Below are 14177 nucleotides of genomic sequence, written 5' to 3'. Positions count from 1 at the left end.
TAGCGTCACTGCTGTACTTTGCTGCTATCAGGGCAACGACAAGGGCCGTCCACTCTACTGTGGACGGCCCTTGACCTGCTGTGGAGCTGAGGGGAATCGAACCCCTGACCTTCTCGATGCGAACGAGACGCGCTACCAACTGCGCTACAGCCCCTAAGAAGCGTGAGCCCCTTGTTCAGTGCTCGTAGAGCGTATCAGCCCCTACAGAGCACCGAACACCGGGGGTCACTCCCCCACAGCTCGCCGGTACGGGCTGGTCCCGGGCTCGTCGAGTTCCTCGAACGCGGGGTCCTCGTCGTCCAGATCAACGACGACGGCCTGGCGGCGGATGCGCGACATCGGCGAAGGCTTGCGTTCCACGATCTCGCGGCGCGCCGGCGGTTCGACGACCTCGACGTGGTCGTCCTCCTCAGCCGGAGCGGGGGCGGGGGCAGCGGCAGGCCGGTCGACCGGACGACGAGGCGCGCGCGTGGCCGCAGAAGAGGACGCGGTCGAGTAGCGCGCCATGCGGCGCTGCCGGATCTCGTTCTCAATGCGCACCTGGCGGCGCAGGTACACCAGGTAGCCAACGAGGACGACGTCCACCGCCGCGTGGCCCCACCACACCACGGACATCGCGAAGCCCGCGAAGGCGCCCGACGCGACGGCGAGGATGAGCAGGATGACGACCACGCGCTGACGGAAGGCGTACTTGGCCCGCGCGGCGATGTCCGCGGCCTCAGGGTCGAAACCACCGCGGCCCGGGCGGTAACCGGAGCGCCGGCGCGCCGGTTCGTCGCGCTCGGTGCTGCTCGGCTGGGGCAGCGGTTCGGGTTCGTCCTCGGGCTCTTCTTCGTCGAGGTCGGCGTCGAGCTCCGCCTCGAGTTCGGCGAGGTCGTCCTCCACCGATGGTTTCGCGCTGTCGGACACGGCGAACTCCTCCTGTCCTTCGTTGCGAGCTCCCCCGCTGCGCACCACCCGCGCGGCGAGCGCGGACGACGGCGTCCGCGAGACCTGCTGACGCTTGCGCGCCACCATGGGCACGAGAACGACGAGCCATGCCGCGGCGAGCGCGACGATGATCAGCGAGCTGGGCATCTCCCGTCACCTCCCCCGATCCTCTCCTGTAGTCACGCTAGCCACAACAGTCACACACGAGGCGCAGACTCGCCGGGTTCGATCACGAAAAACCGCCACCGGATTAGGTGAATCTCTCAGGATGTGGTAACGCGTGATCGGATCCCGACCGGCAGTCACCATCAGGCCAGGTCGGCGCGGCCCATCGACAGGAGCCGGGACACGAGGCCGTCGCCGACTTCCTCTTTCGTCACGGCGAAGCAGAGGTGGTCGCGCCAGGCGCCGGCGACGTCGAGGTACCGCTCGAACAGGCCCTCCTGACGGTAGCCGGCCTTGGTGAGCACGCGGATGCTGGCGTTGTTCTCAGGCCGCACCGTCGCTTCGAGCCGGTGCAGGCCCGCGGATTCGAAGGCGTGATCCGTCACGAGCGCGACGGCCGCCGTCGCGACGCCGCCGCGCACGATGTCCGAGGACACCCAGTACCCGACCCACGCCGACCTGAGTGAGGCGCGGATCACATTACCCACGGTGATCTGCCCGGCGAAGTTTCCGTCGACCGTGATCGTGAAGGGCAGGCACTCCCCGCGTCGCGCCAGCCCGCGCAGCGCGGCCCACTGGGACGGCCACGACCAGAACGCGTTGCGGTCGGGCCACGGCCCGATCCCCGTCGGCTCCCACTGCTCGAGGTGATCGCGGTCGCGCAGGCGGATGCGGCTCCACTCGCCCGCGTCGCGCAGGCGCACGGGCCGCACGGCGACCACGCCGGCCGCCACCCGCAGCGGGCCGAGCTTCGCGGGCCAGCCGGGGTGGCGGCTTTCGACCGGGTAGGCGAGCGCTGCCACTACGCCCGCTGTGCGAGGAACGTGACCTTCACCTGCTCACCCGCCGCGACCTCGGTGAGATCCTCGTCCACGGTGATCAGGCAGTTCGCCTCCGCGAGCGACGCCAGCAGGTGCGCGCCCGACGTGCCGAGCGGCTGCACGAGGTACTCACCGTTGGCCTCGTCGCGCAGCAGCTGGCCGCGGAGGTAACCGCGCCGGCCCTTCGTCGACGTGATCGGCGACAGCAGCCGCGCGCCGACGATCCGCCGGTGCGGATTGCGCGTGCCGCGCGCGGCGCGGATCAGCGGCCGGACCAGTACCTCGAACACGACCAGGGCGCTCATCGGGTTGCCGGGGATGAGGAACGTCGGTACCGAGTCCGGCCCGAGCCGGCCGAAACCCTGCACCGAACCGGGGTGCATGGCCACGCGCGTCATGTCGATGCGCCCGAGGTCGGACAGCGCGGCGTGCACCTCGTCACCTGTGACGCCGCCGGCGCCGCCCGCCACCACCACGATCTCCGACATCAGCAGCCGGCCTTCGACGATCTCGCGGAGGCGCTTCGGGTCGCTCGGCACGATGCCGACGCGGCTCACCTCGGCACCCGCGTCGCGCGCGGCCGCGGCCAGCGCGTAGGAGTTGACGTCGTAGACCTGCCCGGTCGAGGGCGTGCGGTCGATGTCCACGAGCTCGTCGCCCACGGACACGATCGACACGCGCGGCCGCGGGTAGACCAGCACCTTCGCCCTCCCGACGGCGGCCAGCAGCCCCACCTGCGCGGAGCCGATGGTGTCGCCCTTTCGCACGGCGACGTCGCCGATCTGCACGTCTTCACCGGCGCGGCGGACGTACGCGGCCGAAGGCACGGACTTGTTCACGGTGACCTTGGCCTGGTGCCCGTCGGTGTAGGCGGTGGGCACCACGGCGTCGGCGAGCGTGGGCAGCGGCGCGCCGGTGTCCACGCGCACCGCCTGCCCAGGCTGCAGCCGCCGCGGCTGCCGCGAACCGGCCTGGATCTCACCGACGACGGGCAGCTGCACCGGCTCCTGCCCCGCGGCGCGGACGTCGACGCTGCGGACCGCGTACCCGTCCACGGCGGCCTGGTCGAACCCGGGCAGGGCGTGCTCGGCGACCACCTCCTCCGCGCACAGCAGGCCCTGGGCCTCGGAGATCGCCACGCGGACCGGGCGCGGCCGGACGGCGGCGTCCAGCGTCAGCGCGATCTGCGCGTCGACGGAGCGCAGCTCCGCCTCCGCGGGCCCGGGGGCCTCGGGGGTCACCGGGTCCTGGTCAGCGTCGAGGGAGTCCGTCATGGGCGTTCGGTCCCGATCCGTTCGGTCAGCCACGTCCGTAACGATGGCCCGTATTCGGGGGTTTCGAGCGCGAAGTCGACGGCGGCACGCAGGAAACCACCCGGATTACCCAAGTCGTGCCGGCCGCCCCGGTGCACGACGATGTGCACGGGATGGCCCTGCTCGATCAGCAGCGCGACCGCATCGGTGAGCTGGAGCTCGCCACCGGAGCCCGGTTCGATCTTGCGCAGCGCGTCGAAGATGGCCCGGTCCAGCAGGTAGCGGCCGGCCGCGGCGTACGTCGACGGCGCATCCTCCGGCTTCGGCTTCTCGACCATGCCGTGGACCTGCTTGACGTCCGGGTCGTCGGTGTCGGAGACGTCGAACACGCCGTATGGGGAGATCTGCTCCTTGGGGATGTCGAACGCGCAGAGCACGCTGCCACCGTGGCGCGCGCGGACGGCCGACATGCGGTCGAGCACGCCGATGGGCAGCACCAGGTCGTCGGGCAGCAGCACGGCGACGGCGTCGTCTTCGGGAGTGAGGTTCGGTTCGGCCTGCGCGACGGCGTGGCCGAGGCCCAGGGCCTGCTCCTGGATGGCCACCTCGACCTCGAGCAGCCCCGGCCCGCGGCGGACCTTGTCGAGCAGCTCGGTCTTGCCCTTGTCCTCGAGTGTCTTCTCCAGCTCGGGCTGCGCCTCGAAGTACTTGACCACGGACCGCTTGGCGGGTGAGGTCACGATCACCAGGCGCTGCGCCCCGGCGGCCGCGGCCTCGCTCGCGACGAGCTCGATGCCCGGTGTGTCGACCACGGGCAGCAGCTCTTTCGGAACCGCTTTCGTGGTCGGCAGGAACCTGGTCCCGAGCCCGGCGGCAGGCACGATGGCTGTTCTGAACGTCTGGGAGGTTGAGGCGCCCGTCATGGGCGCAAAGCCTAACCTGGTCGCATGCGGGCGTCGGGCAATGAGCACCTGAGCAAGACGGAGTGGCGCAACCGGGTTCTTCAGGCCCGCGCCGCGGTGACCCCTGCCGAGCACGCGGAGGAGGCCGCCGCGCTGGCGTCCGTGGCCGCGTCCGTGGCGGCTGCGACGGTGTGCGCGTACGTGCCGTTCGAGACCGAACCGGGTTCGGTCGCCCTGTTGAACGCGCTGGTCAGCGCCGGTTCACGGGTGCTGCTGCCGGTGATCCCGGACATCGTGGGACCGCTCGAGTGGGCCGAGTACACCGGCGAGGCGACGCTCGTGCCCGGCCGGCTGCGCGGCATCCGCGAGCCGTCGGGACCGCGGCTGGGGATCGGCACCGTCTCCTCGGCCGACGTGGTGCTCGTGCCGGCGCTGGCCGTCGACCGGCGCGGGGTGCGGCTCGGACGTGGGGCCGGTCACTACGACCGTTCGCTCGTCGTGGGTGGCGCGGAGCTGCTGGCCGTGGTCAGGGCCCCGGAGCTGGTGGATCGCCTGCCGGGCGAGGCGCACGACGTCCCGATGAACGGGGCGCTGACGCCGGACGGGGTCGTGCGGTTCCCCGCTCCCGCCGTGATGTGAGCCGGGGGCATTTGCGCTCGGGGAATGCCGTCCAGCAGAATTGGGTTAGCACTCTTGCATTACGAGTGCCAGCCATGAAGGAGCTCTTGTGCCCACGTACCAGTACGCCTGCAAGGAATGCGACCACCGCTTCGAAGCCGTGCAGTCCTTCTCCGACGCCAGCCTGACCGTCTGCCCCCAGTGCTCCGGTCCGCTGCGCAAGGTATTCAGCTCGGTCGGCGTGGTCTTCAAGGGCAGCGGCTTCTACCGCAACGACTCGCGCGACTCGAGCAAGTCGAGCACCGCCGCGACGCCGGCCAAGTCGGAGGCCAAGAGCGAGACCAAGAGCGAGAAGAAGGCGGACTCCTCGTCGTCATCGTCCTCCTCGACCACGACAACGACGGCTTCCACCGCCTCCTGAACCCCGAGTTGTCCACAAGGGGGTAGTTGTCCACAGGCCGCGGAATTCGTGCTTTCCGCTGGTCATGACCATCCCTAACGTCGGTTTCGTGCGGCACCGCGCCGCACGGGAACCGATGAGGGGACGACCGTGGACACCTTGCTGAGCCGCCTGCCCGATCTTCGCCGACTGAACGGCCGGCGTGCGCGGCTCGTGCGCAGGTTTCTCGCCGCGGCCCTGGTGCTTTCGGGTGTTCTTCTCTTCCTCCACCCGGGTTCGGCCCGTGGCGCCCCCGGCACCGCCACGGTGGTGTCCGCCCGCGATCTGCCCGCGGGCTCTGTGCTGCGCGCCGCCGACCTCCGGCTGGCGGACGTTCCCGACGACGTCCGGCCTGCCGGCGCGCTGGGCAGCCTCGACGCGGCCGTCGGCCGGCTGCTGTCCGGTGCCGCCCGGGCGGGTGAGCCATTGACGGATGTCCGCCTCTTGGGATCGGCTCTCCCCGCCAAGGGGGAATCCGGCACGGTCACCGTCGCCGTCCGGCTCGCCGACGCGGCTGTCGCGGAGCTGCTGCAGCCGGGGCAGCACGTCGACGTCGTCGCCGCGCCAGACGCGACACACACCGCATCTGCGCTGGTCAGGGACGCGATGGTGGTGACCGTGCATCGGCCGGAGGGTGGCGGTCAGGTGCTGAACGCACCCGACAAGGGCCCGTTGGTTCTGCTCGCGCTGCCCGTGGGCGTCGCCACCGAGGTCGCCGCAACGTCGCTGGAACGACCCGTTACGGTTACTCTCCGCTAACCCGTCCCTGTTCCGATGGGCGATGGCACGTCCGCGTACGGACGGCCGGCCCGTCCCCCGAATTTCGAGGAGTGGCAATGCTCAAGGGCTTCAAGGACTTCCTGATGCGCGGGAACGTCGTGGACCTCGCGGTCGCGGTCGTCATCGGCGCCGCGTTCACCGCGATCGTCACCGCGTTCACCAATGGCCTGATCAAACCGCTGATCAACGCCATCGGTGGCAGCGATGCCGCGAAGGGCCTTGGCTTCAACGTCCTGAGCACCAACAACTCGACGTTCCTGGACTTCGGTTCGGTGATCAACGCGGCGATCAACTTCGTGATCGTGGCGGCGATCGTCTACTTCCTGTTCGTGCTGCCGATGAAGCACATCCAGGAGCGCCGCAAGCGCGGCCAGGAGCCCGGCCCGGCCGAGCCCACGGACGTCGAGCTCCTCAAGGAGATCCGCGACCTGCTGCGCGCCCAGTCCAACGGCAGCGGCCCGGCGGCGACCGTCGTCCGCTCCGACGACTGAGCCGTCAGCGGTCGTGGTGCGGTGGCCGGTTCTCCAGGTACCAGGAGTCCGGGGTGTCACCGGTCAGGCCCCGCTCGTCCGAGGTCGTCTCGGGCAGCACGTCGCCGAACACCTCGTCGACCCTGCGGCGGCGCCGGGCCTGCTCGGCCCGCTCGTCGCGGGGGCGGGGTTCTTCTCGGGGCATGGGTCCATCGTCCCACCCGCTGATTGACAACTGCAGAGAGCTGGCCGACTCGGGCTGCCCGGCGTAAGAGCGGGCCGGCGACGAAGGGACTCGCCGGCGCGTGGGTCGCTACGTCGGACTTCCGCGGTGCGCCAGCCGTCACGGTCAGAACGCACCTGTGTCGTGCGCGGTCGCGCCCGGCAGCACGCGACTGTCAGCGGCAGCCGGGCGGCGTCGTTGAAAAGAACGGTCGGAACCGGATCACATCGCGGTTCGCGTCCTCGGACCACACCGCGGGATGGCCCGGAACAGTTCCGGCGACCGGAGTGAAGGGGTTCAGACCTCTTCGAGGCCCGAGAGCTCGTCGATCACGTGCGGCACGAGCGAAGAGAGCGTGGCCATGCCGTCGCGGACGGCCGCGCGCGAGCCGGCGAGGTTGACCACCAGCGTGCTGCCCGAGACGCCCGCGAGGCCTCGGGAGATGCCGGCGTCGACGGCGCCCGCGGCGAGGCCCGACGCGCGCAGGGCTTCGCCGATGCCCGGGATGGGCCGGTCGAGCACACCGGCAGTGGCGTCGGGGGTGCGGTCGCGCGGCGAGACACCCGTACCGCCGACGGTGATCACGAGGTCGGCGCCACCGATGACCGCGGTGTTGAGCGCGTTGCGGATCCCGGCGGTCTCGGCCTCCACCACGACGACGCCGTCGACGATGAAGCCGGCCTCTTCGAGCAGCTCGGTCACGAGCGGTCCGCTGGTGTCTTCGTGCTCGCCGTGGGCGACCCGGTCGTCCACGATCACCACGAGGGCCCGGCCCAGTCGCTGTGCGCTCCGTTCCATGGCGACACCGTATCCGGTGACGACCTTCCCGCGCCGCCGTGGGCGGGTGATTCCTGACGATTCGGTGACGTGGTCCGGATCGGGCGGGCGCAGCGCGGCCGGACCGCCCTAGCGTCGGCCACGTGCGAGTGCTCATCACCGGCGGAGCCGGGTTCATCGGGTCCCACGTGGCCGACCAGCTGGCCGACGCAGGCGACGAAGTCGTGGTGCTGGACACGCTGCTGTCCACCGCCCACGCGTCGGCGGCACCGCCGGACTACACCAGCCGCCACCGGTTCGTGCGCGGCGACCTCACGGACGCCGGCGAGGTCGCCGCGTTGCTCGACGGCGTCGACGCGGTGTGCCACCAGGCCGCGGTCGTCGGGCACGGCGTGGACCCGTCCGACGCGCCGTCGTACGCGCTCAACAACGACTACGGCACGGCGGTGCTGCTGGCCGCGATGCACGCCGCCGGAATCCGGAAGCTCGTGCTGGCGTCGTCGATGGTGGTCTACGGCGAAGGCCGCTACTCGTGCCCTCGGCACGGGGTGGTCCCGCCGGAACCCCGACGGCAGTCCGATGTGGACGCAGGCCGGTTCGAGCCGACGTGTGGCTGCGGCGCGGAGCTGGAGTGGCAGCTCGTGCCCGAAAGTGCGCCGCTTCTGCCCAGGAGTACCTACGCCGCAACGAAACTGGCGCAGGAGCACCTGGCCGGCGCGTGGGCCCGGCAAACCGGGGGCACGGTGTGGGCGTTGCGCTACCACAATGTGTATGGGCCACGGATGCCGAAAAACACGCCGTACGCAGGTGTCGCGTCGCTGTTCCGGTCGGCGCTCGAGCGCGGGGAAGCACCCACCGTGCTGGAAGACGGGCGCCAGCAGCGGGACTTCGTCCACGTGCAGGACGTCGCGCGGGCGAACGTGCTGGCGCTGCGTGCGGACGGCCCGCGCGGGGACCTCACGCCGCTCAACGTCTGCTCGGGTGAGCCGCACACGGTGGGCGACTTGGCCGGCGAGCTGGCGCGCGCGTGCGGTGGCCCGGCGCCGCGGATCGTCGGCGGCGCGCGGCCGGCGGACGTGCGGCACGTGGTCGCGGATCCCGCGCTGGCGCGGAAAACTCTGGGGTTCAGGGCGGAAACAGCGTTCGCGGACGGGATCGCTGCGTTCGCGACGGCGCCGCTGCGGGCGCCCGTCGATGCGTGAGACTAAGAGCTTGTCTCATTTGGCGAGTTTCTTGTGGCAGGTGATGGTGGCGGCGAGGGTGAGGAAGGCGAGGTAGTGGCCGGCTTTGCGTTCGTAGCGGATGGTCAGTCGCCGGTAGCCGGTCAGCCAGGCGATGGACCGTTCGATCACCCACCGGTGTTTGCCGAGTTTCTCGGCGGATTCGATGCCCTTGCGGGCGATGCGCGGGACGATCCCGCGCTGGCGCAGCCAGGCGCGCAGGGCGGGGATGTCGTAGGCCTTGTCGGAGTGGAGTTTGGCCGGTTTCCGGCGCCGCGGTCCGCGGCGCGATCGGATCGGCGGCAGCGCGTTGACCAGAGGTCTGAGCGCGTGGCTGTCGTGAGTGTTGGCCGCGGAGATCGCGACGGTCAGGGGCAGCCCGGCCCCGTCGGACAGTACGTGGATCTTCGAGCCCGGTTTGCCGCGGTCGACCGGGCTCGGACCGGTCAGACCGCCCCCCTTTTGGCCCTGACGGATGCTCCGTCGAGGACCGCGCGAGACCAGTCGATCAAACCCCGGCCGCCCAGTTCGTCCAGCACTGCCTGATGCAACTGCCGCCACAGCCCGGCCTCGGTCCATTCGGTGAACGTCCGGTGCGCCGTGGGCACCGATACCCCGAACGAGGGCGGCAGGTGCCGCCACGCACAACCACTGGTCAACACGAACACGATCGCCGTGAACACCGCCCGCGGATCAGTCCGCGCACGACCACCACCCTGCGGACGCTCCTTTGCCGGCGGGACCAGCGGTTCCACCAACGCCCACAAGTCATCGGGCACCAGCCGTTGCGACAGCGAGTCGATCACGGTACAAGATCATTGCAGCCCAGCGGGAAAGATCCAAACGAGACACGCTCTAAGGTCACTTTCCGGAATTGAACGCGGGCGGGGCGATCTTGGTCGTGTGCATGCGGTCGATCGAGGTGGGGAGTTTCGAGATCGGTTGCCGGCGCCGTTCTTCCCGGGGCTCGACGCCGGCAGACATCCGGACGCCTTCGCAGAAGACGGCATGGTCCACGTGCCCACGGGCGCGCTTCTGATCCGCGGCGGCGGCCGGACGATCCTCGTCGACGCGGGGCTCGGCCCGCGGGAGATCGAGTTCCCGGAAGGCTTGCAGCCGGACGACAGCGACATGGGCGCGGGCGGCGGTCTGCCCATCGCGCTCGCGGAGGCCGGGTGCTCGCCGGCGGACGTCGACACGGTGGTGCTCACGCACCTGCACTACGACCACGTCGGCTGGATCGCGCCGCAGGGCAAGCGGTACTTCCCGAACGCGACGGTGCTCTACGGCGCGCAGGACTGGGCCGCGCTCGTCGAGCCGGTCGGACGCCACGACTGGACGCGGATGGGGCTGGAGACCGTCCGCGGCCACGGCCACCTGCGTGCGCTGCACGGCGACGTCGAGATCGCTCGCGGTGTCACCGCGCGGCACGCGCCTGGGCACACGCCGGGCCACTACGTGCTCGACGTCACCGCGGACGGGCGCCGCGTCGTCCTGCTCGGCGACGTGCTCCACACGCCGGCGCAGCTGGGCGACTCGAACATCCGCTTCGTCAGCGACACCGACCCGTCGCTGGCGCTGCTGACGCGCCAGCGGTGGCTGCGCGAGGTCGCGGGCACCGACACGATCGTCGCGCCCGCGCACTTCCCCGGTCTGCAGTTCTTCCGCGTCACGGCCGATCGGGTGGCCGAACCGGTGGACGCGGTGGCCGTCGGGTCGTGAGCGGGAAAGCGAGCGCCCGTAAGACTCCGGTAGGCCTCCGGCCCTCCCCCGCCCGCGCTGAGCGAGCGTAGAAAGGGACGGGGAGGTGGTGCTCCTTGTCGGTCGTGAGCCGCGCGAAGCTGGGCCGGTGGGCGGTCGTCGTGGCCGTGGCCGCGGTGCTGGTGGCGATCGCGTCGGTGGTGGGAGCGCTGGGGCCGCGTGGAGGCACCGTCGACGCGAGCCGCCTGCGGGCGCTCGTGCTGGCCTCGGACAAGGCGCCGTACCAGGGCGTGGTGCGCAGCGCCGGCTCGCTCGCGCTGCCCCAGCTGCCGAACCTCGGTGACCTGACCGCGTTGTTCGCCGGCACCACCGCTATGCGGGCCTGGTACGCGGCGCCGGACCGCTACCGCGTGGCGACGCTGACCACGGCTGGCGAGCGGGACGTCTACAAATTCCCGGACGCCGAATACACCTGGGACTACGGCTCGGCCATGTTGACGAAGCTGGTCGGTGACCCCGCGGTGCGGCTGCCGCGGGCCGGTGACCTGCTGCCGCCGGAGCTGGCGCGGCGGATCCTGCGGCTGGCGCCGGGCGACGCCGCGAGTGCCCTGCCCGGCCGCCGGATCGCCGGCGTCGCCGCGTCGGGTGTGCGCATCACGCCGGCCGACCCCGCGACCACGATCGGGCGGGTCGACGTGTGGGCGGATCCCAGCACAGGCCTGCCGCTGCAGGTGGAGATCACCGCTCGCGGTCAGCAGGCACCGATCGTGACCAGCGAGTTCCAGGAGGTCGAGCAGACGGCCCCGGTGCTCACGCCACCGAAACCCGCGCCGGCCGTGGGGTTCAGCGTCACGAGCGCGCCGGACCTGGCGCAGGCGCTGGGGGCGTCCGGGCGAGCGCGACTGCCGGACACGCTGGACGGCCGGCCGGTGCGGGACGCCCGGCTCGGCGGCATCCGCGGCGCCGCGCTGTACGGCACGGGGCTGGCTTCGTTCGCGGTGGTCGCGCTGCCGCGTGACGTCGGCGGCGAGCTGGCGGAAGCGGCGTCGAAGGCCGGGGCGGCCACGACCCGGCCGGAGTCGGGTGAGGTCGTGCAGCTGTCCATCACGCCGTTGTCGCTCGCGGTCGTGCGCCCGCAGTCCGGGCGCCGGGCGTACTTGCTCGCCGGGTCCGTGACGCCGTCGGTGCTGACCGCCGCCGGCGCGGAGCTGGCCCGGCCCGTGCGGAGTGTTCGATGATCACCACGAGGGGCCTCACGAAGCGGTTCGGCCGGGTGCTGGCCGTGGACGCCGTGGACCTGGACGTGCGCGAGGGCGACCGCTACGGCTTCCTCGGCCCGAACGGCTCGGGCAAGACCACCACGGTGCGCATGCTGCTCGGTCTCGTCTACCCCACCCGTGGCGAGATCGAGGTGCTCGGGAAAGCGGTGCCGAAGCGCGTCGGCGAGGCGTTGCCCGAGCTGGGGGCGCTCGTCGAGGGACCGGCGGCGTACCCGCACTTGTCCGGGCGGCGCAACCTGTCGCTCTTCGACGCCGCCGGCCGCGGCGCGCGGCGGACGCGGCGACCCCGGATCGAGGACGCGCTGGAGCGCGTCGGGCTGGCGAAGGTGGACCAGCGGCCGGTGCGGGCGTACTCGCTGGGCATGCGCCAGCGGCTGGGACTCGCGGCAGCGCTGCTCAACAAGCCGCGGCTGCTCGTGCTCGACGAGCCGACCAACGGGCTCGACCCGCAGGGCATCAAGGAGATCCGGGAGCTGCTCGTGGACCTCAACCGCGACGGGACCACGGTGTTCCTCTCCAGCCACCTGCTCGCCGAAGTGGAACAGCTGTGCACGCGGGTGGGCATCGTGGACCGCGGGAAGCTCGTGCTGCAGGACGACCTGGCGACCCTGCGGGCCGTGACCGGCCGGGTGCTGCTCACCACGCCGGACCCGGCCACGGCCGTCGCCCTGCTCGATGGGCGGGTGGAGCAACGGGAAGGCGACCGGCTGGTGGTCCGGCACGACGACGTCACGGCGCTGAACGAGCAGCTCGTGGCCGGACGCGTGCGGGTGCGGGAGCTCGCGGTGCAGCGGCGGACGCTGGAGGACGTGGTGCTGGACGTCACCGGGCCCGGCTCGGACAGCTTCGGGGAGGTCCGGTGATCCGCGTCGAGCTGCGCAAGCTGGTGCTGCGCCCCCGGACGTGGGTGAGCATGTTGCTGCTGTGCCTGCTGCCCGCGATCGTCGCGGTGTTCCTGGCGACGGCGGACTTCGCGCCGCCGCCGGGGCAGGGCGGGGCGTTCCTCAGCGCGGTCGTCGGTGACGGCACGCTCTACCCCGCGGCGGCGCTCGCGCTGGTGCTGCCGCTGTTCCTGCCGATCGCGGTGGCGGTGACCGCGGGCGACGCTGTGGCAGGCGACGCGTCGACGGGCACGTTGCGGTACCTGCTCATCCGGCCGGTGGGCCGCACGCGGTTGCTGACGGCGAAGCTCGTGTCGGTGGCGGTGTACGTCACGCTCGCGATCGTGGTCGTGGTGCTGACGTCGCTGGTCATCGGGGTGCTGCTGTTCGGCACCGGGGCCCAGCCGGGGGCCTCGGGTGCCCCGCCGGCGGCGGCTGTCTCGCTGTCCGGGGTCCAGCTGTCCTCGTCGTCGCTGGTGCTGCGGCTGCTGGGCGCGGTGCTGTACGTGGTGCTGTCGATGGTGGGTTTCGCGGCGATCACGCTGTTCCTGTCGACCGTCACCGATTCGGCGATCGGCGCCGCACTGGGCGGGCTGGCCGTGCTGATCACCAGCTCGGTGCTGGAGACGCTCGACGCTGCGGCGCCCGTGAAGCCGTTCCTGCCGACGCACTACTGGTTGTCGTGGCTCGATTTCTTCCGCGATCCCGTGCTGTGGCGCAACATCGACCACGGCCTGCTGCTCCAGGCCGGGTACATCGTGGTGTTCTTCGGGGCGGCGTGGGCGAACTTCGCGACGAAGGACGTCACGGACTGACCGCTGGACACCCCGTCGGCGCGCGCAACGGCTCGGTGCCGAGCGCCTGGAGCACGACGCCGGTCACGGCGGGGTCGGTGGGCAAGTCCCCGTGCGCGGCGCGGTCCTGCGGGCAGAGCTGCTGGAGGGGCACGTTCACCGCGCCCTCGAGCCGGGCTGATTCGGGCGGCACCACGGTCTGGTCGAGCCGCGTCCACAGCGACAGCCACGGCAGCCCGTCCGGGACCGGGCCGAGCCGGCGCACGAGCGCGCTGCCGGGCACGAGCTGCTGGCAGGCCACCGGGCAGGCGCCGGGCGCCAGCTGCGCGCCCGTCGCCGCGAGGGTGGTGCCGTGCAGCGGGGCGCCGAGCGTGATCACGCGCCGAGCTTGGTGCTCGCCGCCCTCCTGCGCCACCCACAAGCGGGCGACCACGCCGCCGGCCGAGTAACCGATCACGTCCACGGACGGTGCGCCGTGGCGGTAGGCCTGTTCGACGGCGGCGGCCAGCACGCCGACCTGCTGCTGGAGGTCTCCGGTCCCGTCGCCGGCGAGGGTGAGGACGTCGGCTTCGTGGCCGGTGCGGGCGCGGATGACGGAGGCAAGCCGTTCGAGCGAGTCCCGGCTGCCGCCGTAGCCGGGGATGAGCAGCACCGGCCCGGGGTCGTCCTGCGCGGGCGTGCCCGAGCGGGGTGCGCCGCTGCCGCCGGTGATCGCGACCACGACCGCGGCCACCGCGGCGGCGACCACCACCAGCGCGGACGCGGCGAGCAGCAGGCGCCGGCGGGGGCTGAAGCCACGCAGCCAAGCGGAAACGCTCACGACCTCCATGATGCCGGGATCTTCGCGAGGTGGCTGTGAGCGCCGGGATCGATCGCACTGCCTGGCCGCCCTCGGACCGACCGCCATCGGCCGATGCGGCGGA

The 14177-nt window shown here is 71.8% G+C and carries 17 protein-coding genes and 1 tRNA gene; 9 read left to right on the top strand and 9 right to left on the bottom strand.

What is annotated here, in order from left to right:
• Positions 1-81: 81 nt before the first annotated feature.
• The 5 genes from I6J71_RS02590 to I6J71_RS02570 form a co-directional block, all read right to left on the bottom strand.
• A tRNA-Ala gene (locus I6J71_RS02590) sits at positions 82-154 on the bottom strand.
• 71 nt (positions 155-225) lie between these two features.
• Entirely contained in the window at positions 226-1077 is an 852-nt protein-coding gene (glpR, locus tag I6J71_RS02585; RefSeq protein ID WP_204093254.1) for a gephyrin-like molybdotransferase receptor GlpR, read from the bottom strand.
• A 161-nt stretch (positions 1078-1238) separates the two neighbouring features.
• Positions 1239-1898, bottom strand: a complete 660-nt coding sequence (locus tag I6J71_RS02580) for a GNAT family N-acetyltransferase (RefSeq protein ID WP_204093253.1) — start codon at positions 1896-1898, stop codon at positions 1239-1241.
• Positions 1898-3190: a gephyrin-like molybdotransferase Glp gene (glp, locus tag I6J71_RS02575; protein ID WP_239154382.1), complete on the bottom strand. Its 1293-nt coding sequence runs from the start codon at positions 3188-3190 to the stop codon at positions 1898-1900. Before glp ends, I6J71_RS02580 begins: the two co-directional genes overlap by 1 nt.
• Entirely contained in the window at positions 3187-4092 is a 906-nt protein-coding gene (locus I6J71_RS02570; RefSeq protein ID WP_204093252.1) for a UTP--glucose-1-phosphate uridylyltransferase, read from the bottom strand. The genes glp and I6J71_RS02570 overlap by 4 nt, the downstream gene beginning before the upstream one ends.
• Positions 4093-4116: 24 nt before the next feature.
• On the opposite strand from I6J71_RS02570, the gene I6J71_RS02565 reads away from it, so the two are divergent.
• The 4 genes from I6J71_RS02565 (at position 4117) to mscL (ending at position 6399) form a co-directional block, all read left to right on the top strand.
• Positions 4117-4710, top strand: coding sequence for a 5-formyltetrahydrofolate cyclo-ligase (locus tag I6J71_RS02565; protein WP_204093251.1), 594 nt, complete (start codon positions 4117-4119; stop codon positions 4708-4710).
• A gap of 88 nt (positions 4711-4798) precedes the next feature.
• Positions 4799-5110, top strand: coding sequence for an FmdB family zinc ribbon protein (locus I6J71_RS02560; RefSeq protein ID WP_204093250.1), 312 nt, complete (start codon positions 4799-4801; stop codon positions 5108-5110).
• 129 nt (positions 5111-5239) lie between these two features.
• The gene (locus tag I6J71_RS02555; RefSeq protein ID WP_370542070.1) at positions 5240-5887 is read left to right on the top strand and encodes an SAF domain-containing protein; all 648 of its coding nucleotides are present in this window, start codon (positions 5240-5242) and stop codon (positions 5885-5887) included.
• 77 nt (positions 5888-5964) lie between these two features.
• Positions 5965-6399, top strand: coding sequence for a large-conductance mechanosensitive channel protein MscL (gene mscL, locus I6J71_RS02550; protein WP_204093249.1), 435 nt, complete (start codon positions 5965-5967; stop codon positions 6397-6399).
• 4 nt (positions 6400-6403) lie between these two features.
• Here the strand turns inward: mscL and I6J71_RS02545 are convergent, their stop codons facing one another.
• Both I6J71_RS02545 and I6J71_RS02540 read right to left on the bottom strand, forming a co-directional pair.
• Positions 6404-6583, bottom strand: coding sequence for a hypothetical protein (locus I6J71_RS02545; protein ID WP_204093248.1), 180 nt, complete (start codon positions 6581-6583; stop codon positions 6404-6406).
• 315 nt (positions 6584-6898) lie between these two features.
• On the bottom strand, positions 6899-7399 hold the full coding sequence (locus I6J71_RS02540) for a molybdenum cofactor biosynthesis protein B (protein ID WP_009083558.1): 501 nt from the start codon (positions 7397-7399) through the stop codon (positions 6899-6901).
• A gap of 122 nt (positions 7400-7521) precedes the next feature.
• Between I6J71_RS02540 and I6J71_RS02535 the strand changes: the two genes are divergently transcribed.
• The gene (locus tag I6J71_RS02535; protein WP_204093247.1) at positions 7522-8580 is read left to right on the top strand and encodes an SDR family NAD(P)-dependent oxidoreductase; all 1059 of its coding nucleotides are present in this window, start codon (positions 7522-7524) and stop codon (positions 8578-8580) included.
• 15 nt (positions 8581-8595) lie between these two features.
• Here I6J71_RS02535 and I6J71_RS02530 read toward each other — a convergent pair.
• A protein-coding gene (locus I6J71_RS02530; RefSeq protein WP_204096803.1) for an IS5 family transposase occupies positions 8596-9392 on the bottom strand; the annotation gives its coding sequence in 2 pieces (ribosomal slippage) (positions 8596-9062 and positions 9062-9392; 798 coding nt in all).
• Positions 9393-9540: 148 nt separating this feature from the next.
• Here I6J71_RS02530 and I6J71_RS02525 point away from each other — a divergent pair.
• From I6J71_RS02525 to I6J71_RS02510, 4 genes are all read left to right on the top strand, one after another.
• Positions 9541-10320 carry an MBL fold metallo-hydrolase gene (locus I6J71_RS02525; RefSeq protein WP_239154381.1) on the top strand — a complete coding sequence of 260 codons (780 nt, stop codon included), beginning with the start codon at positions 9541-9543 and terminating at the stop codon, positions 10318-10320.
• Positions 10321-10424: 104 nt separating this feature from the next.
• Positions 10425-11537 (top strand): hypothetical protein, encoded by a 1113-nt coding sequence (locus tag I6J71_RS02520; RefSeq protein WP_239155255.1) that lies wholly within the window; start codon positions 10425-10427, stop codon positions 11535-11537.
• On the top strand, positions 11534-12442 hold the full coding sequence (locus I6J71_RS02515) for an ABC transporter ATP-binding protein (protein ID WP_204093245.1): 909 nt from the start codon (positions 11534-11536) through the stop codon (positions 12440-12442). The genes I6J71_RS02520 and I6J71_RS02515 overlap by 4 nt, the downstream gene beginning before the upstream one ends.
• Positions 12439-13275, top strand: coding sequence for an ABC transporter permease (locus I6J71_RS02510; protein WP_204093244.1), 837 nt, complete (start codon positions 12439-12441; stop codon positions 13273-13275). The genes I6J71_RS02515 and I6J71_RS02510 overlap by 4 nt, the downstream gene beginning before the upstream one ends.
• Here the strand turns inward: I6J71_RS02510 and I6J71_RS02505 are convergent.
• Complete coding sequence (locus tag I6J71_RS02505) at positions 13265-14074, bottom strand: triacylglycerol lipase (protein ID WP_239154380.1); 810 nt, start codon at positions 14072-14074, stop codon at positions 13265-13267. The genes I6J71_RS02510 and I6J71_RS02505 overlap by 11 nt on opposite strands.
• Between the last annotated feature and the right edge of the window lie 103 nt (positions 14075-14177).

This window comes from Amycolatopsis sp. FDAARGOS 1241 (assembly GCF_016889705.1).
Taxonomy (GTDB): Bacteria; Actinomycetota; Actinomycetes; order Mycobacteriales; family Pseudonocardiaceae; genus Amycolatopsis.
This window is presented reverse-complemented; position numbering and strand designations above follow the sequence as displayed.

What these genes read in the sequence shown, in the direction of transcription:
- I6J71_RS02565 (WP_204093251.1), top strand. Translation starts at nt 4,117, where the DNA reads ATGCGGGCGTCGGGCAATGAGCACCTGAGCAAGACGGAGTGGCGCAAC.
- mscL (WP_204093249.1), top strand. Translation starts at nt 5,965, where the DNA reads ATGCTCAAGGGCTTCAAGGACTTCCTGATGCGCGGGAACGTCGTGGAC.
- I6J71_RS02540 (WP_009083558.1), bottom strand. Translation starts at nt 7,399, where the DNA reads ATGGAACGGAGCGCACAGCGACTGGGCCGGGCCCTCGTGGTGATCGTG.
- glpR (WP_204093254.1), bottom strand. Translation starts at nt 1,077, where the DNA reads ATGCCCAGCTCGCTGATCATCGTCGCGCTCGCCGCGGCATGGCTCGTC.
- I6J71_RS02515 (WP_204093245.1), top strand. Translation starts at nt 11,534, where the DNA reads ATGATCACCACGAGGGGCCTCACGAAGCGGTTCGGCCGGGTGCTGGCC.
- glp (WP_239154382.1), bottom strand. Translation starts at nt 3,190, where the DNA reads ATGACGGACTCCCTCGACGCTGACCAGGACCCGGTGACCCCCGAGGCC.
- I6J71_RS02570 (WP_204093252.1), bottom strand. Translation starts at nt 4,092, where the DNA reads ATGACGGGCGCCTCAACCTCCCAGACGTTCAGAACAGCCATCGTGCCT.
- I6J71_RS02545 (WP_204093248.1), bottom strand. Translation starts at nt 6,583, where the DNA reads ATGCCCCGAGAAGAACCCCGCCCCCGCGACGAGCGGGCCGAGCAGGCC.